General features: G+C 30.8%; 26 protein-coding genes and 2 tRNA genes. 19 read left to right on the top strand and 9 right to left on the bottom strand.

Features of this window, described 5'->3' with window-relative positions; all coding sequences use genetic code 11:
* Window positions 1-8 precede the first annotated feature (8 nt).
* A tRNA-Asp gene (locus tag ACH2CG_RS12860) sits at window positions 9-82 on the top strand.
* A 210-nt stretch (window positions 83-292) separates the two neighbouring features.
* Here the strand turns inward: ACH2CG_RS12860 and ACH2CG_RS12855 are convergent.
* Window positions 293-781 carry a DUF456 domain-containing protein gene (locus ACH2CG_RS12855; RefSeq protein WP_395065820.1) on the bottom strand — a complete coding sequence of 163 codons (489 nt, stop codon included), beginning with the start codon at window positions 779-781 and terminating at the stop codon, window positions 293-295.
* A 33-nt stretch (window positions 782-814) separates the two neighbouring features.
* Here ACH2CG_RS12855 and ACH2CG_RS12850 point away from each other — a divergent pair, with 33 nt between their 5' ends.
* Both ACH2CG_RS12850 and ACH2CG_RS12845 read left to right on the top strand, forming a co-directional pair.
* Window positions 815-1,186, top strand: coding sequence for a hypothetical protein (locus ACH2CG_RS12850; protein ID WP_395065818.1), 372 nt, complete (start codon window positions 815-817; stop codon window positions 1,184-1,186).
* Window positions 1,187-1,190: 4 nt separating this feature from the next.
* Entirely contained in the window at window positions 1,191-1,670 is a 480-nt protein-coding gene (locus ACH2CG_RS12845) for a hypothetical protein (RefSeq protein ID WP_395065816.1), read from the top strand.
* Between the two features lie 59 nt (window positions 1,671-1,729).
* Here the strand turns inward: ACH2CG_RS12845 and ACH2CG_RS12840 are convergent, their stop codons facing one another.
* Both ACH2CG_RS12840 and ACH2CG_RS12835 read right to left on the bottom strand, forming a co-directional pair.
* On the bottom strand, window positions 1,730-2,857 hold the full coding sequence (locus ACH2CG_RS12840) for a glycosyltransferase (protein ID WP_395065814.1): 1,128 nt from the start codon (window positions 2,855-2,857) through the stop codon (window positions 1,730-1,732).
* A 62-nt stretch (window positions 2,858-2,919) separates the two neighbouring features.
* Window positions 2,920-3,849, bottom strand: a complete 930-nt coding sequence (locus ACH2CG_RS12835; protein ID WP_395065812.1) for a hypothetical protein — start codon at window positions 3,847-3,849, stop codon at window positions 2,920-2,922.
* 66 nt (window positions 3,850-3,915) lie between these two features.
* Here ACH2CG_RS12835 and ACH2CG_RS12830 point away from each other — a divergent pair, with 66 nt between their 5' ends.
* The 13 genes from ACH2CG_RS12830 (at window position 3,916) to ACH2CG_RS12770 (ending at window position 14,156) form a co-directional block, all read left to right on the top strand.
* A complete protein-coding gene (locus ACH2CG_RS12830) occupies window positions 3,916-4,938 on the top strand; it encodes a YhcG family protein (RefSeq protein ID WP_395065810.1) in 1,023 nt (340 codons plus the stop codon).
* 15 nt (window positions 4,939-4,953) lie between these two features.
* On the top strand, window positions 4,954-5,508 hold the full coding sequence (gene ruvC / locus ACH2CG_RS12825) for a crossover junction endodeoxyribonuclease RuvC (protein WP_395065808.1): 555 nt from the start codon (window positions 4,954-4,956) through the stop codon (window positions 5,506-5,508).
* 75 nt (window positions 5,509-5,583) lie between these two features.
* Window positions 5,584-6,717: a radical SAM family heme chaperone HemW gene (gene hemW / locus ACH2CG_RS12820; RefSeq protein WP_395065806.1), complete on the top strand. Its 1,134-nt coding sequence runs from the start codon at window positions 5,584-5,586 to the stop codon at window positions 6,715-6,717.
* Window positions 6,718-6,778: 61 nt separating this feature from the next.
* On the top strand, window positions 6,779-7,543 hold the full coding sequence (locus ACH2CG_RS12815) for a cyclase family protein (RefSeq protein ID WP_395065804.1): 765 nt from the start codon (window positions 6,779-6,781) through the stop codon (window positions 7,541-7,543).
* 47 nt (window positions 7,544-7,590) lie between these two features.
* Window positions 7,591-7,962, top strand: coding sequence for an MmcQ/YjbR family DNA-binding protein (locus ACH2CG_RS12810; protein ID WP_395065802.1), 372 nt, complete (start codon window positions 7,591-7,593; stop codon window positions 7,960-7,962).
* A gap of 72 nt (window positions 7,963-8,034) precedes the next feature.
* Window positions 8,035-8,766: a PH domain-containing protein gene (locus ACH2CG_RS12805; protein WP_395065800.1), complete on the top strand. Its 732-nt coding sequence runs from the start codon at window positions 8,035-8,037 to the stop codon at window positions 8,764-8,766.
* A 141-nt stretch (window positions 8,767-8,907) separates the two neighbouring features.
* Window positions 8,908-9,321, top strand: coding sequence for a response regulator (locus ACH2CG_RS12800; RefSeq protein ID WP_395065798.1), 414 nt, complete (start codon window positions 8,908-8,910; stop codon window positions 9,319-9,321).
* A 340-nt stretch (window positions 9,322-9,661) separates the two neighbouring features.
* The gene (locus tag ACH2CG_RS12795) at window positions 9,662-11,455 is read left to right on the top strand and encodes a PAS domain S-box protein (protein WP_395065796.1); all 1,794 of its coding nucleotides are present in this window, start codon (window positions 9,662-9,664) and stop codon (window positions 11,453-11,455) included.
* Window positions 11,456-11,460: 5 nt separating this feature from the next.
* Entirely contained in the window at window positions 11,461-11,781 is a 321-nt protein-coding gene (locus ACH2CG_RS12790; RefSeq protein ID WP_395065794.1) for an Hpt domain-containing protein, read from the top strand.
* A gap of 17 nt (window positions 11,782-11,798) precedes the next feature.
* Window positions 11,799-12,500: a LytR/AlgR family response regulator transcription factor gene (locus tag ACH2CG_RS12785; protein ID WP_395065792.1), complete on the top strand. Its 702-nt coding sequence runs from the start codon at window positions 11,799-11,801 to the stop codon at window positions 12,498-12,500.
* Window positions 12,501-12,703: 203 nt separating this feature from the next.
* Entirely contained in the window at window positions 12,704-12,943 is a 240-nt protein-coding gene (locus ACH2CG_RS12780) for a hypothetical protein (protein WP_395065790.1), read from the top strand.
* A 31-nt stretch (window positions 12,944-12,974) separates the two neighbouring features.
* Window positions 12,975-13,412 (top strand): hypothetical protein, encoded by a 438-nt coding sequence (locus tag ACH2CG_RS12775; protein ID WP_395065788.1) that lies wholly within the window; start codon window positions 12,975-12,977, stop codon window positions 13,410-13,412.
* Between the two features lie 396 nt (window positions 13,413-13,808).
* Complete coding sequence (locus ACH2CG_RS12770; RefSeq protein WP_395065786.1) at window positions 13,809-14,156, top strand: hypothetical protein; 348 nt, start codon at window positions 13,809-13,811, stop codon at window positions 14,154-14,156.
* A 256-nt stretch (window positions 14,157-14,412) separates the two neighbouring features.
* Here the strand turns inward: ACH2CG_RS12770 and ACH2CG_RS12765 are convergent, their stop codons facing one another.
* The 4 genes from ACH2CG_RS12765 to ACH2CG_RS12750 form a co-directional block, all read right to left on the bottom strand.
* Window positions 14,413-15,513: a DUF4407 domain-containing protein gene (locus tag ACH2CG_RS12765; protein ID WP_395065784.1), complete on the bottom strand. Its 1,101-nt coding sequence runs from the start codon at window positions 15,511-15,513 to the stop codon at window positions 14,413-14,415.
* Between the two features lie 147 nt (window positions 15,514-15,660).
* A complete protein-coding gene (locus ACH2CG_RS12760) occupies window positions 15,661-17,454 on the bottom strand; it encodes an energy transducer TonB (RefSeq protein ID WP_395065782.1) in 1,794 nt (597 codons plus the stop codon).
* The gene (locus ACH2CG_RS12755; RefSeq protein WP_395065780.1) at window positions 17,451-17,822 is read right to left on the bottom strand and encodes a BlaI/MecI/CopY family transcriptional regulator; all 372 of its coding nucleotides are present in this window, start codon (window positions 17,820-17,822) and stop codon (window positions 17,451-17,453) included. Before ACH2CG_RS12755 ends, ACH2CG_RS12760 begins: the two co-directional genes overlap by 4 nt.
* Before the next feature lie 319 nt (window positions 17,823-18,141).
* Window positions 18,142-19,530: a dipeptidase gene (locus tag ACH2CG_RS12750; protein WP_395065778.1), complete on the bottom strand. Its 1,389-nt coding sequence runs from the start codon at window positions 19,528-19,530 to the stop codon at window positions 18,142-18,144.
* Window positions 19,531-19,734: 204 nt separating this feature from the next.
* On the opposite strand from ACH2CG_RS12750, the gene ACH2CG_RS12745 reads away from it, so the two are divergent.
* Both ACH2CG_RS12745 and ACH2CG_RS12740 read left to right on the top strand, forming a co-directional pair.
* Window positions 19,735-19,816: transfer RNA gene (locus tag ACH2CG_RS12745), tRNA-Leu, on the top strand.
* Between the two features lie 259 nt (window positions 19,817-20,075).
* Window positions 20,076-20,822 carry a hypothetical protein gene (locus ACH2CG_RS12740; RefSeq protein WP_395065776.1) on the top strand — a complete coding sequence of 249 codons (747 nt, stop codon included), beginning with the start codon at window positions 20,076-20,078 and terminating at the stop codon, window positions 20,820-20,822.
* A 58-nt stretch (window positions 20,823-20,880) separates the two neighbouring features.
* Here ACH2CG_RS12740 and ACH2CG_RS12735 read toward each other — a convergent pair whose 3' ends face one another.
* Both ACH2CG_RS12735 and ACH2CG_RS12730 read right to left on the bottom strand, forming a co-directional pair.
* Window positions 20,881-22,647: a DUF885 domain-containing protein gene (locus ACH2CG_RS12735; protein ID WP_395065774.1), complete on the bottom strand. Its 1,767-nt coding sequence runs from the start codon at window positions 22,645-22,647 to the stop codon at window positions 20,881-20,883.
* A gap of 232 nt (window positions 22,648-22,879) precedes the next feature.
* The gene (locus ACH2CG_RS12730) at window positions 22,880-23,776 is read right to left on the bottom strand and encodes a NifU family protein (protein WP_395065772.1); all 897 of its coding nucleotides are present in this window, start codon (window positions 23,774-23,776) and stop codon (window positions 22,880-22,882) included.
* Window positions 23,777-23,908: 132 nt separating this feature from the next.
* On the opposite strand from ACH2CG_RS12730, the gene ACH2CG_RS12725 reads away from it, so the two are divergent.
* On the top strand, window positions 23,909-25,849 hold a 1,941-nt coding region (locus tag ACH2CG_RS12725), incomplete at its 3' end, for a choice-of-anchor L domain-containing protein (RefSeq protein WP_395065770.1).

Genomic DNA, 25,849 nt, shown 5'->3' with positions numbered 1-25,849 from the left:
AAAGCGATGGTTTGGTAGTTCAGTTGGTTAGAATACATGCCTGTCACGCATGGGGTCGCGGGTTCGAGTCCCGTCCAGACCGCTAAATTGGGAAAAGCACTTCAGAAATGAAGTGCTTTTTTGCCCAAAAAAGCATCCGAAATGCATTTGTAAACAAACGTTAAATGTTTGGCAAATCATTCATAATAGTTGTGTTGTTTTCGATACGCCTTTGTAAAGCGTATCACGGTTTAGTAGTTAGACCAATGAAAAGCTTTCCACTTTTGTGGATGGCTTTTTTGCTTATTACAATCTAGAAGTAATTTTTAATTGCTACAAATAAAAATAAAACAAGAAAAGACAAGCACAACATAAATTTCATAAAGCTAGAAACTAAAAAACCAAGAAAAGCTCCAGTTGCAGCTTTTAGAGCGCCTTTTTTATCTTCAAAATTATAGATTAATTCTCCAATAAAAGCACCAACAAACAATCCAATAATAAAACCAATTGGAGGAAAAAACAATCCTATGATTAGTCCAATATTGGTTCCCCAAATGCCATACTTTGTACCTCCAAATTTCTTCGTACCTTTAGCTGGAATAATGTAATCTAAAATTGAAATAGCAATTGTCAAAATAAGTGTACTGCCCAAAACCCAATAATTGTTTTCAACAAAATCAGTTAGATAAAGCAATAAAAGCCCAATCCAACTAATTGGCGCGCCTGGTAAAACAGGTAAAAAACTCCCAAAAAGTCCCACAACACAACAAATTAACCCAAGAACAACTAATATAATATCCATTAAAATAAATTTTTAGTATTTTTGGAAACGAATATGAGAAAAATAATTCAAATAGCAGTTTTTTACTTCTTAATTTTTTGTGCAACAAGCAATGCTTTTGGACAAGAAAAAGCAGTTAATGATCCAGATATTGCAATAAAAGAAACTCTTTATGCTAAGTATAAAAAAGAGGTTCTAGCCTTTGATAAAAAAGAATTTGACGCATTGTTTTTTGAGTTTTTCCAGAAACAAAACGATGAAAAAACAACATTAACAAAAGAAGAATATTATACTTATACTATTAAAATTGCCATCTATTCTGAAAAATTAGGACTTTTGTATAAAAACCAAAAAGAAGAATCTACTAAAGCAAAGCAAGAATGGTTCAACAAAAGCTATTCGGAATATTTAAACTCCAAAAAATAACCAATTGAAAAAAATAGCGCTCTATTTTCTGGTTTTATCCTTTGCCTCTTGTCAATATTTTGAGAAGCAAGTTCCGTCTGAAAAAGAGTTGTTAAGCAAGCAGTTGAAAGAAATAAATTGGAAAGAAGTTGACGAATATCCATCGATTATTGATTGCGAAAAATTAACCGATCCAAACCAAAAAAAGCAATGTTTCTTTGAGTTCATGGCAACCACAATTCAGCAAAAATTAAGCGTTGACACCTTGAAAGTATTGTTCCCAAAGCTAGATACAATTCAAGTAAAAGTAACTGTAAATTCTGATGCAACAATGGTGTTTGAGCCCCAATTCCCTAAAGATTCTGTTGCTTACGATACCATTAAAATTGATAGTATTCTTCGGTTAAAACTAGTAGATTTTCCAAAAGTAAATCCAGCTATAAAACGCGGAATTCCAGTGAAAACTCAATTCATTTTACCTGTAATTATTAAAACTGAAAAGTAATATTTGTCATTCTGAATAAAATAAAGAATCTCAAAATAATGAAACATTGAAAATGTAAATTATTTTTTAAAATTTCTACCTTTCCAAGTAAAACCACCAAACAAAGAATAAATTCCAACCAAACTACAAAAGAAAGGATAAACCAAACTACTCGCCAAAGGAAAAATAAAGTTACCTTTTCGCAAGTACTGATTCGATTTCAACAACAATAAATAATCAACAAAATATTTAATTACAAATGCAATTAGCAAAGTTTTCCAATCCATAAAACCCGAAACCTGCAACCCGAAACTCGCAACTAATAAAGCATTCATAGCCAAAACCACAACTGCCAAACTTTTAGAATAATATCCAGAATATCCTGTTGTTTTACTCGCCCAACGAACGCGTTGCATAAACAATTTATACAAATTATTTTCGGGTTTTGTTTTTACAATTGCATCCGTGTTTTTCAAATATTGCACTTTATCCGAGTGGTTTTTCAACGCTTTTTGCAATAAAAAAACATCGTCACCACTTGCCATTTTGTTGTTTCCACCAAAACCTCCAATCGCATTAAAAAGTTTTTTGGTATAAGCAAAATTTGCTCCGTTGCACATAAACGGTTTTCCAATTCCAAAACTTCCAATTGTAGTTCCTTGCAAACTCAGTAAATCCAATTGCTGAAACTGATGAAACCAGTTATTTCTAGTTTTGTAGACTACAGCGCCAACAACCATTTCGGCATTATTTTTTTGAATAAAATTGTCTAAAGTCAGTAGCCAGTTTTTATTTACAATACAATCGGCATCTGTAGTAATAATCCATTCGTGTTTAATGATTGGAACTGCTCTAGAAATTGCATCTTTTTTGGGTGAATTTGATAAACGTAAGTTTTCTAAAAGTGTCGTTTCAATCAAGCCGTTTTCCATCCGCCATTTAATGTAAACACGTTCCGAAGCATCGGTAGAAAAATCATCTACCATTATAATTTCAAATAATTCTTTAGGGTAATTTAAATTTGAAATCGACTTTAAAAGTTTTGGTAAATTCTTTTCTTCATTCCTAAACGGAACAATTATCGAGAATGTAGTTTTGGGTTTTTCATCGGTTCTTACAAATGATTTTACTTTATAAAAACCAAAAATAAGTTGCAAAATAAACGCAGCATAAACTGCCAAAATCAAATAAAGGGTAATTTCAATCATAACAAAAATAAATTTTCAAAATTATAAACTTAATGAACCTTAATTTCTTAATGGTTTAAAACTTAATATTTTTGTGGCAAAACCTTAAAAATTAAAACATAATAACTTCCAAAAACCACCGGTAAAACCACATTTAAAAACCACATCAGCATAGTGACAAAAACCACAACCCATTCGTTTACGCCAAGTAATCCGAAGAAATAAACCGCCAAACTTCCTTTTAAAGCAAAGTCTAAAAACTGAAAACTCGGCACAATCGATGCAAGAAAATAAACCGTAGTAATAGTTGCCATTAAAGTAGAATAAGGCAAATCGATATCAAATGCCAAAAACAAGAAATAATATTGATGCGAAAAAACCAAGTAACGACAAAATCCTAAAATCAAATTCTTACGATGAACTTTCTTCGGAATTTCATTAATTTTTTCAATTAAATCTTCAATAGAATAGCCTTTAATTTTGGTTTTTTTTGTGAAATAAGAAAAAAGAAAGAAGGCAATTGTAATCGCTAGTATTCCGAAACTCCAAAGCCAATAACCTAAAATCATCATACCTAGAATACCAAAAATTCCTGTAGCAACAATTTGAACGCCATTGCAAATTAAGTTCAGAAAAATAATTTTTTTAGTATCTTTTTTATCAAAATACAATGCTTTTCCAGCATATTCACCAACGCCAACCGGAGTAAAAACGCCCAAAGTTAATGCGGCAAGAACTTGTTTCGTCGCTTCATTTACAGAAATTGGTTTTACAACTTGAGCCAAATTTTGCCATTTCAGAATTTCAAAAAAACGATTCAAAAAACTAAAAACTAAAATAAACAAAATTCCAGCAACCGATTGATTCTTATGAAATAACACTAAAAATTTATCCCAATCTAATTTGTCATTGGAAGCAAGTTGATTGTAAATAAAATAAAATGCGCCAACAACAATCAAAAGTTTGACTGAAAAAACCAAGAATTGTTTAGCTTTGTGAGGAATTGTAATCATTGGTTGCAAAGAAACAAAACTTTGAAACAAGTAACTTGTGTTTTTGTTTAGAAATCGTTTATTAATATGGAAAATATTGAAAAGAGTTTTATTAGTGATGTAATTGTAAAAGTCAGGCAAGCGCAATATGAAGCTTTAAAAGCAGTTAATATTCACTTAATAAATTTATATTGGGAAATTGGGAAATCCATTTCAGAAAAACAAGTAGAAAGCTGGGGTAAATCTGTTGTGCCTAATTTGTCTAAAGAATTGCAAAAAGAATTTCCTAATGTAAGTGGTTTTTCAGTTACAAATTTATGGTTAATGGCTCAGTTTTACACTGAATATCATTTGCTTGAAAATCTCCAACCATTGGTTGGAGAAATTAGTTGGACAAAACATATTGTCATAATGACAAAATGTAAAGATAATACACAAAGGCAGTTTTATACAATAGCAACCAAAAAATTTGGCTGGACAAAAGACATTTTGAGGCATCAAATAGAAAATAAAACTTACGAAAAATATTTACTCAATCAAACCAATTTTGACGAAACAGTTCCAGAACAAATTAAAAATCAAGCAATTTTAGCAGTAAAAGATCATTATAATTTTGATTTTTTAGAACTAAATGACTTTCATTCAGAACGAGAGTTGGAATTAGAATTAATAAAAAATGTTAGAAAATTTCTTATTGAAATGGGACATCATTTTACATTTGTAGGCAGTCAATTTAACTTAAATGTAAATGACAAAGAATATAAAATCGACTTGTTATTATACCATAGATTACTACAATGTTTGGTTGCAATAGATTTGAAAATAAATGATTTTGAACCAGAACACAAAGGAAAAATGGAGTTTTATTTGAATGTGTTAAATGATAAAGTAAAACTTCCAAACGAAAACGATTCAATCGGAATTATAATTTGCAAGTACAAAGATCGAACTGTTGTTGAGTATTCATTAAAGAACACGCAAAATCCTATTGGAGTTGCAACTTATTCTACATCATCAGTTTTACCAGAAAAATATAAAGATTTTTTACCAAACAAACAGTTAATTGAAGAACGATTAAATGAATTTTTTAACCTAAAAAAAGAAGAATAATTCTTCAATAAATAATTGGCAAACGAAAGAATAATTTTAGGAATCGACCCAGGAACAACCATCATGGGTTTCGGATTGATAAAAGTAGTCAACAAGAAAATGGAATTTCTGCAGTTGAACGAGTTGATATTGAGTAAATACGACAACCATTACCAGAAGTTAAAAGTCATTTTTGAGCGAACAATTGAATTAATCGACACGCACAATCCAGACGAAATTGCTATTGAAGCTCCTTTTTTTGGTAAAAACGTGCAATCAATGTTAAAGTTAGGAAGAGCGCAAGGAGTTGCAATGGCAGCCGGACTTTCTAGAGATATTCCAATTACAGAATACGAACCAAAAAAAATAAAAATGGCCATCACCGGAAACGGAAACGCCAGTAAAGAACAAGTCGCCAAAATGCTACAACAACTTTTAGGATTAAAAACATTACCAAAAAATCTGGATTCAACTGATGGATTAGCGGCAGCAGTTTGCCATTTCTTCAACTCTGGAAAAGTGGTTGGCGAAAAAAGTTACACAGGTTGGGATGCTTTTGTGAAGGAAAATGAAAGTAAAATTAGAAAATGAGATAATTAGAAAATTAATTCAAAATAAAAAAACAAGAATTATCTAATTATCAAATTTCCAAATTATTTAATTAAAATGTCAGGAATCTACATACACATACCATTTTGCAAGCAAGCGTGTCACTATTGCGACTTTCATTTTTCGACTTCAATGAAGAAAAAAGATGAGATGGTTTTGGCATTGGCAAAAGAAATTGAAATGCGTAAAAGTGAGTTTCAAAACCAACAAGTTGAAACCATTTATTTTGGTGGAGGAACGCCAAGTATTTTAGAAATTTCTGATTTGAAATTATTGATTGATACTGTTTATTCTAATTATAAAGTTGTTGATAATCCAGAAATTACGGTCGAAGCTAATCCAGATGATTTGTCGAAAGAGCGAATAATTGAACTATCAAATAACAAAATAAATCGTTTATCTATCGGAATTCAATCTTTTTTTGAAGAGGATTTAAAGTTGATGAATCGCGCGCACAACTCGGAAGAAGCTAAAGAATGTCTCGAATTTGCAACACAATATTTTGATAATATTTCTGTAGATTTAATTTACGGAATTCCAGAAATGAGCAACGAAAAATGGCTTCAGAATATCGAAACTGCTTTGTCTTTTAATATTCCACATATCTCGAGTTATGCCTTGACGGTTGAACCAAAAACAGCTTTGCACACATTTATTCAAAAAGGAATTATTCCGCAGCCAGATGATGAAGTTGCTCAAGAACATTTTCAGATTTTGGTTGATAAACTATCCGAAAATGATTTTATTCATTATGAATTATCTAATTTTGGAAAAGAGAATTATTTTTCTATGAATAATTCTAGTTATTGGTTGGGCAAAAAATACATCGGTATTGGACCTTCGGCACACAGTTATGACGGAGAAAAACGCGGTTGGAATGTGTCAAATAATGGTTTGTATTTGAAATCAATATCCGAGAATAAATTACCATCAGAATCCGAAATTTTATCTAAAACTGATAGATATAACGAATATGTTATGACAGGTTTGCGCACCATTTGGGGAATTTCTTTAGATAGAATTGAAACTGAATTTGGAAAAACGTATTTAGATTATCTCAACCAACAAGCAGCAAAATATATTGAAGATCATTTGCTTTTTGTAGATGAAAATATTTTACGAACTACCAAAAAAGGAAAGTTTTTGAGTGATGGAATTGCTTCCGACTTATTTTTATTAAATTTGGAGTAAAAGTAACGCAGAAAAATTCGTAAAATCCGCGTTTGAAAATCCGTTAAATCCGCGTTCCATTATGATTGCATTAATCGACAATAAATACGAAATCGACTTATCAAAACCAATTGATATTTCAATCCCATTATCAAATACTGATGAAAACCCAATTGCGTGGTACATTGAAAAACCCGAAATTGAACCAGTAAAATTTGGCGATTGGATAGGAAAAGTATCCGAGGGAAGTTCGACTAATTTCAACAACATTTTCTTCAATCCACACGGACACGGAACGCACACGGAATGTATGGGACACATAACACGAGAATTTTATTCGATAAATCAATGTTTGAAACAATTTTTCTTTACATCCGAATTGATTTCGATTGAGCCAGAAAATATAAACGGAGATTTGGTGATTACATTAGAAAGCATCTCGACTGCGCTCGATGTGACAAAACACAATAATCTAGAAGCATTAATCATCAGAACTTTACCAAATTTAGAATCGAAAAAACATAAAAATTATTCCAAAACTAATCCGCCTTATTTATCTGAAGAAGCGGCAATTTTTATCCGAGAAATCGGAATTCAACATTTACTAATCGATTTGCCAAGCGTTGATAGAGAAGAGGATGAAGGAAAATTATTGGCACACAAAGCATTTTGGAATGTGAAAGATGTAAATGTTTTAAACAAAGATGCACGATTAAATTGTACCATAACCGAAATGATTTTTGTAGAAAATGAAATTCAAGATGGGAATTACCTATTAAATCTGCAAATTGCTTCGTTTGAAAATGATGCTTCACCATCAAAACCAATTCTTTACAAAATAATTTAAAATTCACAACTGAACACTTAAAACGGAACACTGAATATTTTTTCAAAATGAACATTCAACAATTTTATGAATTCTGCTTATCTAAAAAAGGCGTAACCGAACATTTTCCGTTTGATGAAGACACTTTGGTGTTTAAAGTTGGCGGAAAAATGTTTGCACTTTCATCGTTAAAACAATGGGAAAAAGGTGAGCCGTCACTAAATTTAAAATGTGATCCCGAAAAGGCATTAGAACTCCGTGCCGAATATGAATCTATAAATCCGGGTTTTCACATGAGTAAAATTCATTGGAATACGATCGATTTTAACGGAGATGTTTCTAATAAAATGATGTGCGAATTGATTAATCATTCTTATGATTTGGTTTTTAAAAGTTTGACCAAAAAAATTCAAGCTGAAATTCTCGAATTAGAAAATTAGGCATTACTTTTGTGTAATATTTATAAAATCTCAGCAACTTAGCAACTAAGTTTCTCAGTAACTTAAAATGATATGATTGATAATTTAAAGAAAATATTAAACGAAGACCAAGATCCAAAAGCAATTGAGAAAATCACTGCTAAATTGAGTAATCTTTTAATGTCTAACGAAGAAATTGGATATATTGCAGTGCAAAAAAAACCAGCAGTAACGATACTTCCAGACAGTATTGTAGTTACCAATAAAAGAATAATTCTATGCAAACCAAAGAATCTTGGTTTGTCAATGGAATTTGTTGATTATGATTGGGATGATATTGCTGCAAGTTTTGTAAAAGAAGGAATTCTTGGTGCCGAATTTACATTTACTACCAAATCTGAATTGACGCATACCGTTGATTATTTGCCAAAAAATCAAGCTAGAAAATTGTACACTTACGCCAAAGAACAACTTGATATTTTAAAAAATGGAGTTGCTCCGGTTGCAAATACTGTTGTTGAAGAAGCACTTGTTGAAGAAGTGCCAGTTGCAATAATTGAGGAAGAAGAGCAAGTTGAAGAAATGGAAACAGAAGAGGTGACAAATTTTGCCGAAATCGTTCCTGTTTCACAGCCTACTTTTAGCGCTGAACCACAAAATCAGTTTGCGCAACAACAACCTATTAAAAACGAAAAATCATTGTCCGATTTATCTCAAGATGAGTTGTTTGAAAAACTTCAGAATTATAAGAAACTTCTTGACAACGGATTGATATTGCAGGGTGAATATGATAATTATAAGAAGGAAATTTTAGGTCACATGTAGTATCATTTTATACTAATTTTCTATAATAAAAACAAATTCGTCGACACTAATCATTGATTGAACGAGTTTTATAAGTATTTGTTTTATTTTAAATTTTTTATATGATATTTGTGTAAAATGTCATTGAATATGCTTTTATAGATGGGAAAAACACTTACTATTTTATTAATTGAAGACGACGTTATTGAAGTAATGAAATTCAATAGAGTTATTAATTCACTTGCTATAAAACATAAATTGGTTGAGGCAAATAATGGTGAAGAAGCGCTTTCAATTCTAAAAATGAAAGGTGTAACTCCAGATATTATCCTTCTAGATTTAAACATGCCAAAACTTAATGGCATTGAGTTTTTGAGAATTCTAAAAAATGATGATTTTTTAAAACACATTCCTTCAGTTGTTTTTACAACTTCTAATAACCCTAACGATATTCTAGAATGTTTTAGAATAGGTATTGCTGGCTATATTATTAAACCACTAAAATATGAAGACTATTTTGTAAGAATTAAACAAACGCTCGATTATTGGTGTGGTAATGAGCTAATTTATAGCTAAAATTTCGTCTATTACAATAGATAATTAGCGATTTGTGCTTTTATAAGCTTCAATAATTGTTACTAAAAAAACGATAATGTTGTAAATTATGTAAATATTATAAAGTATTATCTTAAATTGTCACAAACTAACACTTTTTTTTTACAAATAAAATCTTTCTTTAAAAAATAGAACTACCTTTAATAACTTTTCTAAAAGAAACTAATTTCTAACAAATTATTTACTTCTATTAAATTTTCTGTTTAACCAATTTGTATGTTTTACATCAAACATAAACAGCCAATTTCTATTATGAAGTTTAGTTTTTTAATGAAATTTTCAAATTTAGTAGTTGCCAAAAATGAAAAATTTTCAATTTGACCTAACTAGTTTTAATAAATTATTCCCTTTTTTTATTTTAATTGATAGCAATCTTAAAATACTAAGCTTTGGGCAAATTATGTCTAAAAATATTTCTGAATTAAAAGAAAATTCATTTTTTAACGAAGCTTTTTTTATATCCAATCCTTATATTGAAAATCTAAATTTTGATTTTTTTTATAGTTTGCTTTCTCAGCAAATAACTATAGAATCAATTAACAAGGAAGTGATTTTAAAAGGACAATTTGAATGTTATCAGGAGCATTTTCTTTTTGTTGGATCACCTTGTTTATCTATTTTAGAAATGGAAAATAAGAGCAAATCGATGAAAAACGAAGACAGTTTTAAGTCATTATTATTAAATCTTCAAACAGGAATATTGCTCGAAGATGAAAAGCGAAAAATTGTAATGGCCAACAAAAGTTTTTGTGTAACTTTTGGCTTAGAAAGAGAAGACAGTTCTTTAATAGGAATTGATTGTAGCACTTTTGAATTAGAAATAAAAAGCAAACTTAAAAATAGTGAAAACTACTTTGAAAGAATTAATGAAATAATTAAAAACAAAGAGATTGTTCTTGGCGAAGAACTAGAGTTAATTGACGGTAGATATATAGAAAGAAGATGTTTGCCAGTGATTTCTGAAGGAAAATTTACAGGATATTTGTGGAGCTACAACGACGTTACTATTAACAAAAAATACAAAGAAAGTCTAAATATTGAAAAAGAAAAATATAGAAATATCATTGATAATATGAACATTGGGCTTTTAGAAGTGGATACAAATGACACTATTTTATTAGCCAATCAATTATTTTCATCCACAACAGGATATTCTATAGAGTATCTTATTGGTAAGAAAGCTTCCGATATTTTTTTGGATGATGAAGGAAAAAAGATTAGAAATTTACAGATTTTAAAACGTCAAGAAGGAAAATCAGATTCGTATGAATTGACCATTAAAAATGCCCTTGGTGATATTAGGCAAATACTAGTTAGTGGTGGTCCAAATTATGATTTTAATGGCGAACTTATTGGGTCTATTGGACTTTTTGTTGATGTTACTGAAACTAAAAATCTAGAAATTCAACAAGAATTGTTGCGTAAAAACTTAGAAAAACAAAATGAAAAACTTAGTGAATATGCACAGATAGTTTCTCATGATTTAAAATCTCCGTTGCGAAGCATTCACTCGTTAATTACTTTCATAGAAGAGGATAATGACAAAGAATTGAATGCAAAAACTGCCAATTATTTTTTAATGATTCAAAAAAAAGTTGAAAAAATGGATCAACTTATTAACGGAATTTTGATTTATTCTAAAATCGATATTGTAAGCGTTGTCAATAATAAAATTGATTTGAATAATGTTGTAAATAACATCATTAGCATTGTTTTTATTCCGTCACATATTAAAATTATTGTAAAAGAGCAACTTCCAGTTATTAAAGCAGATCGATATAGAATTCAGCAATTGTTCCAAAATTTAATTAGTAATGCTATAAATTATAATGACAAACCCAGCGGAATTGTTGAAATAGGATTTGAAGAATTTAAAGACCACTATGTCTTCTTTGTTAGCGATAACGGTAAGGGAATTGCCTTAAAAAATCACAATAAAATATTTAAAATATTTCAATCATTAGACGCAGATGAAAGAGCAGAAGGCATAGGACTTTCTATTGTTAAAAGAATTTTAGAAAATGCAAATGAAAAAATATGGCTAGAAAGTGAAGAAAATAAAGGCACAACGTTCTTCTTTACACTACATAAATAAAGATTATGAAAGAAATCCCCAACTTGAATTATCTAAACGCATTATCTGATGGAGACCAAAATATAAAACTGAAATTAATAGCAATATTAAAAGAAGAATTCCCTCAAGAACTTGAAAATTATAACAATGCAAGCCACACTTTAAACTATATAGAAATGGCAGAATTGGTTCATAAACTGAGCCACAAAATTGGTTTTTTTGGTCTTGAAATAGAGCATCAAAAAGCCCAATTGTACCAGCAAAATTTAAGAAAGAAATCGGTTCAATATCAAGTTGATTTTGAAAAATGTATGCAAAAAATTGAAAATTTCATATCAAAATTATAACCTACTAAATTTAACCTATGAAATGTATAATCATTGACGACGAAAAACTGGCTAGAGAAATTCTATCCATTTTAATATTAAAATCTCCAAATCTTGTTCTTGTAGATCAGTTTTCTAATGCTATGGAAGCCATTAAATATCTAAATAACAATACGGTAGATTTAATCTTTTTAGACATTCATATGCCCAATTTTTCGGGTTTTGATTTTGTTCAAACTATTAAAAATCCTCCACAAATTATATTGGTTACCACCGATCATAATTTTGCTTTAGAAGCTTTTAATTATGATTGCATAACCGATTATTTAGTGAAACCAATTATAGAAAATAGATTTAACAGAGCCATTGAACGTGTACACCAAAAATCTGAAAAAATTAACAAAGCTACAAGTGTAATTGATACAGAAACTAAAGAAATTTATGTCAATATAGACAAGCGATTGATAAAAATTGATATGGCAACAATAAACACTATTCAGGCCAATGGCGATTATATAATAGTAAAAACCGACTTGCAAAACTATACTGTTCATACTACTTTAAAGAAAATTGAAGATAAATTACCCAAAACAATTTTCTTAAAAATTCATCGTTCCTACATAATCAACATCAGCAAAATTATTGATATTCAAGACTCTTCAGTTTTAATTGGAAAAGAAATAATTCCGGTAAGTAAAAATAATCGGTCCGAATTGATGCAACACCTAAATCTTCTGTAATATCTGTAAAATAGGTGTTTAAATTCTTCAAGTTTCTTACTGTTTTTTATTTTATAAAAATAATTTAGTCGAACCTAAACCGACTTTCAACATCACTTTTTAACGCTTCGTCGAATAAATAAATTGCAACAAGATATAGCAAGTAAGTTTGTAATTGAGTTTATGAATTGCAATCATTTTGAATTGTAAGAACTTGATAAAAGATGAAGTTAATTAATTCAAAGTCAATTGTTTTTTTTGCGATAGCATTTATTTCTAATCCAAGTTTTATTTTTTCACAAGATAATGAAGATGCTATTGCAGCGTCTGAGGATGCTACCGAATATGCAAAAGCCGATCCAATAGCTGCAAATATTGACAATTATCATTATGTTGTTATTTGTTTGGCCGTATTGTTAATGGGATATTATTTTTTTAAGTTTTCTAATCAAAAACTTAGATAAAGTTAATTGTTTAATTTTAAAAATCTCCAAAATGACTATTTCAAGTAAATCAAAGTTAGAATTTTTCAACAGCTACGGATTAGTTTTTGAAGATCATTTTTACCTGCTTAGGCACAATAGTTCATCGTACACAAGTATTGATAGCGTAAAAAAAATAAGAGTAATAAAAGGACGAGAATTTCAGTTTAATATTTTAATTCTAAGCCTTTCTTTTGTAATGATTTATTTGTCTTTTTTAATGGAAAGTAATCTAATGGTGGTAAAATCATTGCTTTATTTTGTTGCTACTGTATTTTTATTTAGTTCTTATTTTTTTAAGAAATATACGTATCGAATTTTATTGATGACAGAAGATTATCAATCATTTTCTATTAAAGTTGACACCCATTTTAGTTCGGATGCGAAAGAAATAGTATCAAAAATAAATAAAAAAATTGCTTTAAAATCGAATTTACTAAAAGCAAGTTGACGGTATGAGTGAAATTAGAAAATACAACTATTATTTCTCAGAATTTGGTTTTGTTTCCAACGATGAAGTTACAATTTATAAACTCAAAAATAAAAAAATTGCAGTTCAAGACATTTTTGATATTGAAATAGTAGTTTATAAATCTTCTTTTTTTAAAATTAATTCGCTTCTGTTTAGCAATATATTTTTTAGTTTTTACTGCCTGTCAATTGTTGCATCCTATTTTTTTATTTTAAAGAAAGTCAACAAAAAAAAGAGTATTATAAAGTTTCAAATGACAAATGGAGTGGTTTATAAAATTTATGTTGAGGATAAATTTATAAGAAAAGCAACATTATTTAAAAAAAGAATTTTCGAATATAAATTGTTTAGAGAGGTTGAAAACCTGGGAAATAAATGAATAAAAAAGTATATGTATATGACACTTCCAAAGGTTTTTCTTCTTTTATAAAACACTACTATTCTGATAAAATGTTTATAGAGACATGCACCAATAAGAAAATTTTTTTATTAGAAGAAATTATAGGTTTTGACACTTGTTTTTTCATTGTCCACGACATGGAAGATTTTTTTAATTTGATGCAAATTTTCACTAAGATAAAGCATTTTTTTATTGGTTCTCCCAATAGAAAAATGAGTGAAAAAATTGAAGCTTTAAACTTTGAAGGTGTTATTGTTTTAGATTTTCACCATTGTAAAGCAGATATTTTAAAAACTATTAACTTCAATTTGAAGTTGGAGTAATTCATTATAGAATAAAAAAGTAGGTAACCATTCGATGAAGATTTAATTTTTAGGTTAAAATTTCGAGTTAAGTAGTTTTCTTTTGGAATAAGGTTTTCACACACTTTCGCCTGCTTTTTTTAAAACACACTAACTGGCAATTTGTTTTCATATTAGATTTGGGTAATGATTAAATATTTGTAAGGGTTTATTTCAATCATTAGTCAGTTAGTTTTTAAAGAAAAAGGAGTCAATTTATTTTGACTCCTTTTCTGTTTTACATCGATTTCTTCTGCTTTTCTACAAATCCGTCAGCTTGCAATTTCAATAAATCTATTGCGCCTTTTTTCTTGTAATTATAAAGTTCTCTATCGTCTTTAATGTCAGCATACACTTTATCATAAATTTCGGCATCGGTTTTTCGCTGCAGTTCACTTTGGTAACGATTTTGTGCCAACATATTTTTAATTCCCATTTCGTTGTCTTCTTGCTTAAAATCATATTCGCCTTTTGGAGAAAGTAGTTTAGCAATAATTGGAGAAGTTTCAATAGCTAGAAACAAAAGCATTATAAAAAACGAAGGTAACCAAGGCAATTTATTTAAGGCATTAATTCGTGCCATTAATCCGTCAAAACCATCAATAATTGGTTGTGTTTCGGTCACTTTTTTGTCTAAATCGGCTTGTAGTGTTTTGGCTTTGTTTTCTTTTTCGATAATTTTTACTGCGTTAATTGCTTTTAGTGAGTCCAATTGTTTTAATTGCGCATCGTGTTTCAATCTTTTTTCGGCATAAACTGGACCTTTTCCTAGCTTTTTAGTTCCAGCCGTTCCTTCAGCTTCGGTGATGTAAGTTGCGTATAAATCGTTTACTTCTTTTTCTTTTTTTGCGATATCACTTTTTAGAGCATCTATTTCAGTTTTGTTTTTGTCAACATCGGTCTGAAAGTAATTGGCAACTTGCTTTTTGTTTGCCATTGCCATTTCGTTTTTCTCCTTTAATAAAACAGTTTCAATTTCTTTTTGAAAGATTTTGATTTCTAATGGTTTTGAAATTACAATTGCAATGATTATTGCCAGAGCAATTCGTGGAGTTGCCTGAATAAATTCGTCTAGAAAATTATCGCGTTTCTTGATTGTAGAAACAATAAATCTATCGAGATTGAAGATTAAAAATCCCCAAACCAACCCAAAGAAAACTGCGGTATACACATTATCGAAAACGGTAAAAAGAGCATAACTACTAGCTATAAAAGCCATAATTGCTGTGAAGAACACTGTGGCTCCAATTCCGGCATATTTGTTTTGTTCGCCGTTGGAACAACCGTTCACAATGTCAGTGTCGACACCAGAACAAAGAATAAAAAAACGTTTTAACATGATGATTGATTTTGATTGATGATGATTAGTACAAATTTAACGCCAAAAATTACAGATTGTTATAAAATGTTGAAAGTTAGTTTTGTTAGCCACAGATTCACAGATTTTTATAAAAGAAAAATCCGCTTGATTAGAGCGGATTTGAAATTAATTAGGTTTAATTAATATTGGTAAAGAATATTGAACTCTAACTGGTTTTCCATCTTTTTTGCCAGGAATCCATTTTGGTGAGTTTTCAATAACCCGAATTGTTTCTTCGTTAGTTCCAAAACCAATATCTTTAATGACTTTAACATTAGAAATTTTTCCGTCGGATTCTATTACAAATTGCACAAATATTTTACCATCAGTTGCGATTTCTTTTGGAATTTTAAAATTTTTTCCAATGTATTTGTAAAATTCTGAGATTCCTCCTTGAAATTCAGGTTTTATTTCAATATCATTTATAGCATAGATTGAGCTTGATTCTTTTTTCTTTTCTACACTATCATTTACATATAAATTATAACCTTCCTTACCTTTTGTTTGCCAAACAATTGTATCAGCCACTACACTTTTTGGATTTAATAATTCTGAAACTTTTTTTGTAGCTCTATCATAATTAGAAATTACCATCTTTAAGGTATCATTACTAAAATGTAAATGACTGTTTTTTAAGTTTTCATCAAAATATTTTTTTGTGTATAAAGTATATTGATATTCTTGTGGAAAACGTTTTGATCTAGCGTTTTTATGTACAAAACTATAAGTGTAATAATTGAAATCAGTTCGTTTATATTTTTTAATTTCTTCTTTTGAACTTGTTTTTCCATTTATCCAAACCGCCATGTTTTTGGTTTTCATTCTTTCGAATAATGGTTGTGGAATTTCCTTTTCAATAATTATATCTGGAACCCAACTTAAGTAGCTTCTTTTTTCCTCAAGTGATAACTCTTCATACATTTTATTAATTATGATGTTTGTTCTTAAGTCCTTCAACATTATTCTTACATTAGAATAATAACTATCTCTAATTTTATCTTTATCATTTGGAGTGTATTTTTTTTGAGAGATTGTCGTTGCTTCTGTTTTTTCTTGTGCCACAACTTCAACACAGAAAAAATAAATTAATCCAGCAAGAATTGGAACAATTGCAATCTTTTTCAAAACTGCAATTTTTTGTGTTGTGCTTTTTGTCATCATAATTAATCGTTTTTTGGTTACTAAATAGTTTAAATTACTGGCCAAGTAAATCGTTTGGTTTCCGTTGCCTTTTTGCAAAAGCAAATTTTGATAAAACGGAACATTGTTATAAGTTTTTACAATTTCTTCGTCGGCAAGAAATTCGTGATTGAGTTGAATAGCTTTTTTGTAGAAGATAAATAGCGGATTGAACCAAAAAATTGCTTTCAAGAATTCAATAAATAAAATGTCTAACGTATGTTTCTGAGTCACATGAACCAATTCGTGAGAGTACAATTCGTCTTCAATATTTCTATTATTGTAATCATCAAAATTGATAAATATTGAATTCAAAAAAGTATGCGGAAGTGTTTCTTCTTCAACCAAAACTAAATTAGCATTTTTGTATTTTACATTCTGATTAGAATTAGATTTTGAAATTAATTTCCTAATGTTTTTTCCAAATCGTACTAACAATAGAAAGCTAATTATTCCATATAAACTCGAAAGAATATAAGGCGTGTAATCTATTTTTTCTTCAATAGAAATTCCTGTTGATGGAATTAATAAAGGTTCTTCAACAATAGTTTCAAAATTCTGAACAGCAGGAACAATTTTGATAATTTCAAAAGTCAAAAACGGAATTACAAGCGAAATTACAATAGAAAACAAAAGATAAAATCGATTGAACTGATGCATTTTTTCACGTTCTAAAACTAAATGATAGAAGCCAAGAAAAACGGTTAAACTGATGGTTGATTTTAATAGAAAGTCGATCATTTTTTCTTTTTTTGAAGTTCTACATCAATGATTTTTTTTAATTCTTCCAATTCTTTTTCGGTTAGATTGGTTTCTCTTGTAAAGAAGGAAGCAAACTGTGAAGCTGAATCGTTAAAGAAGTTTTTAATCAATCCATTAACGTGTTTGGAGAAATAATCTTCTTTTTTTACTAACGGATAGTATTCTCTTGAATTTCCAAATTCATTGTAAGCCACAAAATTCTTATCAATCATTCTTTTTAATAAAGTTGCAACTGTTGTTGTAGCTGGCTTTGGCTTGGGAAAAGCTTCTAGTAAATCTTTCATGAATGCTTTTTCAAGTTTCCATAAATGTTCCATTAACTGTTCTTCTGAATTGGATAATTGCATTGCTCTACGTTTTTAGAATTAACTCTACAAATGTAGAATAAAAATTTACTTCTACAAGTGTAGAGTTAAAATTTAACATTTGTGCCTATTTTACTGAGGTTGCGTTAGAGATTGAGGAGATACCCTTTTTCTTTAAAAAGGAAAAGATAAAGCCGAAAGTCTGACCTTGTTGCTTTCGAGGTGTTGTTTTGTAAGAAAATGTTGTGCACAAGGTAACGCCCAAAAGAAAAATCCGTTTACTCAATTAAGAATAAACGGATTATATTTTAAGCTAACTCCGTCAGAGTTTTAAACTCTGACGGAGTTATAAGTGTCTCTTTTATTTAGATAATTCCACAAAATACTTATAAAACAAAGGAATAGTTTCAATACCTTTCAAGTAATTAAAAATCCCAAAATGTTCGTTTGGTGAGTGAATTGCGTCACTATCTAAACCAAACCCCATTAAAATAGTTTTAGATTTTAGTTCTTTTTCGAACAACGCCACAATTGGAATACTTCCTCCCGAACGTACAGGAATTGCTGGAACTCCAAAGGTTTCTGTGTAAGCTTTGTTGGCTGCTTTGTATCCAATACTGTCAATTGGAGTTACATAACCTTGTCCGCCATGATGCGGTTTTACTTTTACAGTTACGCCAGATGGAGCAATGCTTTCAAAATGTTTGGTGAACAATTCAGTGATTTGTTCCCAATCTTGATTTGGCACCAATCGCATTGATATTTTTGCAAATGCTTGACTAGCGATTACAGTTTTTGCACCTTCGCCAGTATATCCGCCCCAAATTCCGTTTACGTCTAATGTTGGTCGGATGGAATTTCTTTCGTTGGTAACATATCCTTTTTCGCCATAAATATCGTTAAGGTTTAATGCTTTCTTATAATTATCTAAATTGAAAGGTGCTTTTGCCATTTCAGCTCTTTCTTCTAGTGATAATTCTTCTACATTGTCATAAAATCCTGGGATAGTGATGTGGTTGTTTTCGTCATGAAGCGAGGCAATCATTTTTGCCAAAACATTTATTGGATTGGCAACTGCGCCACCATAAAGTCCCGAATGTAAATCTCTGTTTGGACCAGTAACTTCAACTTCTACGTAGCTTAAACCTCTTAATCCGGTAGTAATTGATGGTTGTTGGTTGGAAATCATTCCAGTATCAGAAATCAAAATCACATCACAAGATAATTTTTCTTGATTTTCTTGAACAAATCCGCTAAGGCTTTTTGACCCAACTTCTTCTTCGCCTTCAATCATGAATTTTACGTTACAAGGAAGTGAATTGCTTTGAATCATGTACTCAAATGCTTTAACGTGCATGTACATTTGACCTTTGTCGTCACATGCGCCACGAGCAAAAATTGCGCCTTCAGGATGAATTTCTGTATTTTTTATTACAGGTTCAAATGGAGGTGAAGTCCACAGCTCTATTGGATCTGGTGGCTGAACATCATAATGTTCGTAAACCAAAACGGTTGGAAGATTTTTATCGATGATATGTTCTCCAAAAACTATTGGATAACCTGGAGTTTCACAAATTTCTACAAACTTGCAACCTGCTTTTTCCAAACTTATTTTTACAGCATTTGCAGTATTGATAACGTCTTGAGAATAAGCTGTATCGGCACTAACAGAAGGAATTTTTAATAATTCGATTAATTCTTCAAGAAAACGCTCTTTATTTTCTTGAACATATTGTTTTATATTGTCCATTTTATTTGATTAAATTATGATGTCAAATATACAAATACAAATTCCAATATTTAAATTCCGAATTCCAAATTTTTGATGAGTATATTTTTTTTGGAATTTGTTATTTATGTCTTGGAAATTACAAAGTATTGTTTATATTTGCACTCACAAAATCGAAGATTAATCGAGCACAAACGAGAATCTTTAATCTAGTGAGATAATTTCGCGGATATGGTGAAATTGGTAGACATGCCAGACTTAGGATCTGGTGCCGCAAGGCGTGTAGGTTCGAGTCCTATTATCCGCACAAAAAGCCCAAATGAAAGTTTGGGCTTTTTTTGTGGAGTAAATGGTCGAGAAGTTTATGCTGAGCGTAGTCGAAGTAAGTCCTATTATCCGCACAAAAAAGCCCAAATGAAAGTTTGGGCTTTTTTTATTACAAAAAAGTTCATTTCTCTGTTAAGAACTATTTTTTTTATATAAAATAAATTGGTTTTGAATATTTATTTTTGTGCTATCACACAAAGCATGTATAACCATTAAATGGTATGAAAAAGAATTCTCCTATGATAACACTTATTTTGGCACTTATTGGATGTGCGCTAATTATGGGTTCTGTTTTTTCATTGTATCGATCTAGTAGCGTTGCCGAATCTACTACTGATAGTGAAACTGCTATTGATATTGCCAATAAAAAAATCGATGTTTTGTCGGATGAAATTCAAGATACAAAAGAACAATTTGTAGAAACAGATGCACAAGCTAACGACTCTAAAACCGAAAATACTTCTCAAATTGCCAACGAAAACATTCCTATTGTAGAAATTAAAGATCTTGATTTGGGCGAAGGAAGTGATCTTCAAGAGCCAATAAAAAAAGGACAACGCGTAATGTACAATCATCAAATTAAGTTTTCGTTGATGAATGTTGGAAAATATTCTCTAAAAGAAGTAATTTTTTCTATTAAAGATATTTATAACGATACCAAAGAAAAGAAAGGTAAAAAAGCCCCAAGCCAATACAATTACATGGGAAGGACTTTTGATAATGAAGATGTTGGTGCTTACAATAATATTGAAGTGAATACTTTAAATTTGAAATCGAAAAAACTAGTTTATGTAAGCAATTTGCCTTCAAGTTTTGGTGTTGGTGATTATTATTTTGACGTTATTGTAGAGTGGAATAATGGTTTTTATCAAATGCATGTTGATATTGAAGAGCTCAACGGAAAGTTAAAATACCGCTACCAATTTTATGATGTTGATGGGAATCCAATAGATTTTAAAAAAATTCAGGAAACTATAAATGCATAATTTTAAAATTAAAAAGTCGCAAATTTACTAGAATTTGCGACTTTTTTTTGATGTTTTTCTATTTGCTAGATTTTATCCAATTGTCCACTTTTTTCTCTAAAAGTGCCAATGGCATCACGCCAGATTCTAAAACAATTTGGTGGTATTTCTTGATGTCAAATTTTGAACCTAATTCTTTTTCGGCTTTTTTGCGAAGTTCAATAATTTTTAGTTGGCCAATTTTATAAGAAAGCGCTTGTCCTGGAATGGCCATATAACGTTCAATTTCAGAAATAATACTAGCTTCGCTTTCGGCTTCGTTGTCTAAAGAATATTTAATGGCTTGTTCGCGTGTCCAACCTTTAGAGTGAATTCCTGTATCAACTACTAATCGAATGGCACGATGCATTTCACTGCTTAACATTCCAAAATATTGGTATTGATCTTTATATAGTCCTAGTTCTTTTCCTAAACTTTCGGTGTATAAAGCCCAACCTTCGCCGTAAGCACCAAACCAATTGAATTTTCTAAAGTTGGGTAATTCTTGGTTTTCTTGTTGTAGCGAAATTTGAAAATGGTGACCAGGAATGGCTTCGTGAAGAAATAAATCTTCGTCGGCATAGAAATTATAATCGGCCACATCAGGAATTGGAACATAAAAAGTTCCGGGACGAGAACCATCGGGCGCACCTTGAACGTACTCGGCACTTGCGGTTTTTTCTCTAAACGCTTCGGTTCTTTTTATTTGGAAAGGAGTTTTGGGTTGTAGCGAAAATAGTTTATCAACATTTGGTTTAATGATGGCGTGAATTTTTTCGAAATTAGCAATTACTTCTTCTGGTTTTTCGAAAGGTTTCAATTCGGGTTTATTTCTTACATAATCAAAAAATGCTGATAGTGTTCCTTTAAAACCAACTTCGGTTTTTACTTTTTCCATCTCCGATTTTAAACGCGCAACTTCTTTTAATCCTAGATTGTGAATTTCATCTGGAGTCATTTCGGTTGTAGTCCATTGTTTTACGTAAACTTTATAGAGATCGTTACCGTTTGGTAAACTGCCAATGCCGCTTGTGGTTCTTGAAGCTGGAATATAATCGGATTTTAAAAAAACAACCATTTTTTGAAATCTTGGAATTAGTTTCTCCTGTATTGTTGTGGTATATTCTTTTTTTATAGTTTCTTTTTGTGCGTCTGAAAAACTTGCAGGCATTGATTTTATAGTCGTGTAAAACAAATTGTCTTCTGTTTTTTCTGTAATCATATCGCTAAATTGAGGTACTAATTTAGTTGATAGTACTTTTGGTAAAACAACACCTTTATCAATTCCCTTTTTCATATAAACCATTGCCGAATCTATCCAAATAGCATATAAATCCATTCTTTTTATGAAGTTTTTATAGTCTTTTTCGGTTTTAAATGGTTGTGCACTTTCGCCGCCAGCAAGTTGTGCCATGGTTAAATGTGTACCCCAAAATTGTTGAAGAGGCATTAAGTTGGCATTTTGTTTTAGCAAATCTTTACCTACAGAAATTTCCCATTTAATGATGTCAAAGCTGTTTTTTTCTTCGTCGGATAGTTTATCGAAATCAATAGTTGCTAACTCAGATTCGTATTTGTTAAAAAAAGCGGCTTGTTTTTTTCGGTACGAGTCGGTCATTTCAAACTGAAGTTGGTCGTTATATTGGTTTTGACCACTAAGTGTTGCGTCTAAAGGATTTAGTATGTTTTTTTCGTCAAAATAGTTGTCGGTTATTTTTTTAAAATCGACTTGTTTTTTGTCGGATTTGCAATTCACAAATAAAAGCGAAAGGAAAACAAGCGATGTAATTACTTTTAATTTTTTCATTAGATGGTTGGTTTTTGGTTGATTTGAATTGTTTTTTTTGCTCAATACCATTGCTAATTAGCCCTGATTACTTCACATAATATTATTTTCATAGGAGTTCAGTGAACTACGTTTGAAGTGGAAATTTTTCTTTTTGTTGCCTGAGGCACTCGAAGGCAACAAAAAGAAAAATTGGAAAGGAAAGCAGGAATATGGTTTGTAAAAATCCCAAGCCGTTCGCTCCTAAATAAAATTATGCGTTTAATGCTTCTACAATGATATCTTTGTCGTTTAGCATGTCTTTTAACATGTTTTCGATGCCGTTTTTTAAGGTAAATGTTGACGATGGACAGCCGTTGCAAGAACCTTGAAGTATTACTTTTACGCGTTTTTCATTTTCATCGTAAGAGTCAAATAAAATATTTCCACCATCGGCTGCAACCGCTGGTTTTACATATTCTTCTAAAATATTTATGATTTGTTGTGAAGTAGTGTCAAGATTATCGAAATTTTTAATTTGCTGTTTGTCTTGTTTAGTATCTTCAATAACAATAGTTTCGTCTATAACAGTACCGCCATTTTCTATAAATTGTTTAATGAAAGTGCGAATTTCTAATGTAATTTCTTCCCATGTTGCCATGTCGTATTTGGTGACAGAAATATAATTTTCGTCGATAAAAACTTCTTTAACAAATGGAAATTGAAACAGCTCTTTGGCCAATGGAGAAGGCGCTGTTTCATCTATGTTTTTAAACTCTAGTGCTGTTTGTGTTAATCTTCTACTTACAACAAACTTAAGAGTTGCAGGATTTGGGGTGGTTTCTCCATATACTGTTATTGCCGATTTTTTAGGTTTTAAAACATCCTCAATAATTATTTTTCCACCAGTTTTTATATAGTCTTCAATTTGCTCTGCAACGGCATCTTTTACATCATTCCAATCTACAATGCTAAAGCGTTCAATAGCTATAAAGTTGCTAGAAATATAAACCGTTTTTACAAACGGAAGGTAAAATAATTGTTGCGCCAATGGTGAGTTTTTGGCTTCGTCAATGTTTTTGTATTCAAAACTTTCATTTTGAGTGATGAAATCTGGGAATTCAAATTTTAGAATTGTAGGGTTTTGTGTTTCTTTTATCGTGAGTTTCATAACAGCTTATCTATTTTTGTACAAATTTAACAAAGTTATTTTCTTGGAATGTTTATATTTGAAGTTTTAAACAATTAATTAACACTTTAAACGTTATTTTATATGAAAATGATGTTTACTAAACCACAAAATATGAAGAAAATTCTACTTTTTTTGACACTTTTTTCTTTTTGTTATAGTAGTTTTTCGCAGGCAATTTCGGTAAATACTACAACTTATACAGTACCGCAGTTAGTTCAGAATGTGCTTTTTGGATCTACAGCTTCTGCGGCTTGTGCAGGAACTCTTTCTAATATTACTTGGAGTACAGGAACCAATTATGGTTCTACGAATGGTATTGGTTATTTTACAAATACAAATCCAGCTTTTCCTCTTGCAAATGGAGTAGTCTTGAGTACTGGAAATGTAGCTAGCGCTCCAGGTCCAAATACAGTTTCCCAAAGTGCTGGTAATGCAGCTTGGGTTGGTGATACTCAATTGTTTAATTATATACAAAGTTTGGGTATTGATCCCGGACTTAATAGCTATAATAATGCTACTGTATTGCAATTTGATTTTGTGCCCTTGTCAAATACAATGAGTTTTGATTTCTTATTTGCTTCTGAAGAGTATGGAACGTATCAATGTGATTATTCTGATGCATTTGCTTTTTTTCTAACCAATTTAACAACAAGTTCTGCTCCAATTAATCTGGCTTTAGTGCCAGGAACAATAGATCCAATTTCTGTTACTACAATTAGAGATGGCGCTTACTTTAGTGGCTTTGGAACTAATTGTGGCTCGTTACACGATAACTACTTTGGGTTTTTTAATAATGGTACAACTGCAACTGCAGGAACTGCAACTAACTTTAATGGACAAACAGTAAGAATGACTGCAGGAGCTACTGTTATTCCTAACAATACATATCATATCAAGTTAGTAATTGCAGATAGAAATGATAATTCCTTTGATTCAGCTGTGTTTTTAGGCGGTGGAAGTTTTAATATTGGAAGTGTTATTACATCGGGTTCAGGATTTACCAATCCTAGTTATACAGTTGCTGGAGGTACTGCTATTTGTTTTGGTGGAACTCGGGATATTGTTTTTGGAGCTTCTGCAATTCCTGGTGCAACTTATACATGGTATCAAGGAACAACTGCTGTTTCTTCTGGGCCAAGTAATACTTATAGTGTTACTCAACCAGGATCTTACACAGTTTCTGTCTCTTTACCGTCGGGTTGTAGTTATACTAGTACCAATAATTTTTTAGTTGAGTTCTATGCTCCATTGCCGCTTTCTCAGCCAATAGATTTAACTGAACCAACAGGTGTTTTTAATATTGGGTCAAATACTCAGGTGATGCTTGGTACGCTTAATCCTTCAGATTATGATATTAGTTATCACTCAAATCTTCCAGATGCTCAAAATATTGCTAATCCAATTGGTAATTTAATAACATTCCCAGGTACTAACGGACAAATTATTTATGCTGTTATTCAAGATTTGGTTGGAGCTGGTTGCGTTGAGATTAGACCTTTTGTTTTGTACACAACATGTTCTACAATTACTTTGCCATCTTCTAATCAATCTCTTTGCATAGGTTCTGATCCTGCTTCTTTTTCTGTAGCTACGTCCTTTTCGGGAGTTGATGCCATAAGTTATGTTTATTTTAACTCGGCCCAAACAGGTTCAAACATGTATTCTGGAGGTACTTTATTGTCAAATGTAACTCCAGCAACAAATTCGGCAACTTATAACGCGCCAGTTCTTGGATCATTAGGTTCTTTGCCCAATGTTGCCGGAACATACTATGTATATGCAATTGCCAATCCTACTCCAACGGATGTTACTTGTAGACCATTCCAAGAAATACAAGTTGTGGTTAATCCTCAAGTTAATGCAGGAACAGATGGCAGCACAATACTATGTGAAACTAGTTCTACTGCAATTAATTTATACAGTTTAATAACAGGCGAGCAAACAGGCGGAACATGGACACGAAGTTCAGGAACAGGCGGAGTATTTAATGCAGCAACTGGTACATTTACACCAGCCGTTGGAGCCACAACAAGTACTTTTACTTATGCATTA

The organism is Flavobacterium sp. (genome assembly GCF_043778725.1).
GTDB lineage: Bacteria > Bacteroidota > Bacteroidia > Flavobacteriales > Flavobacteriaceae > Flavobacterium.
This window is presented reverse-complemented; position numbering and strand designations above follow the sequence as displayed.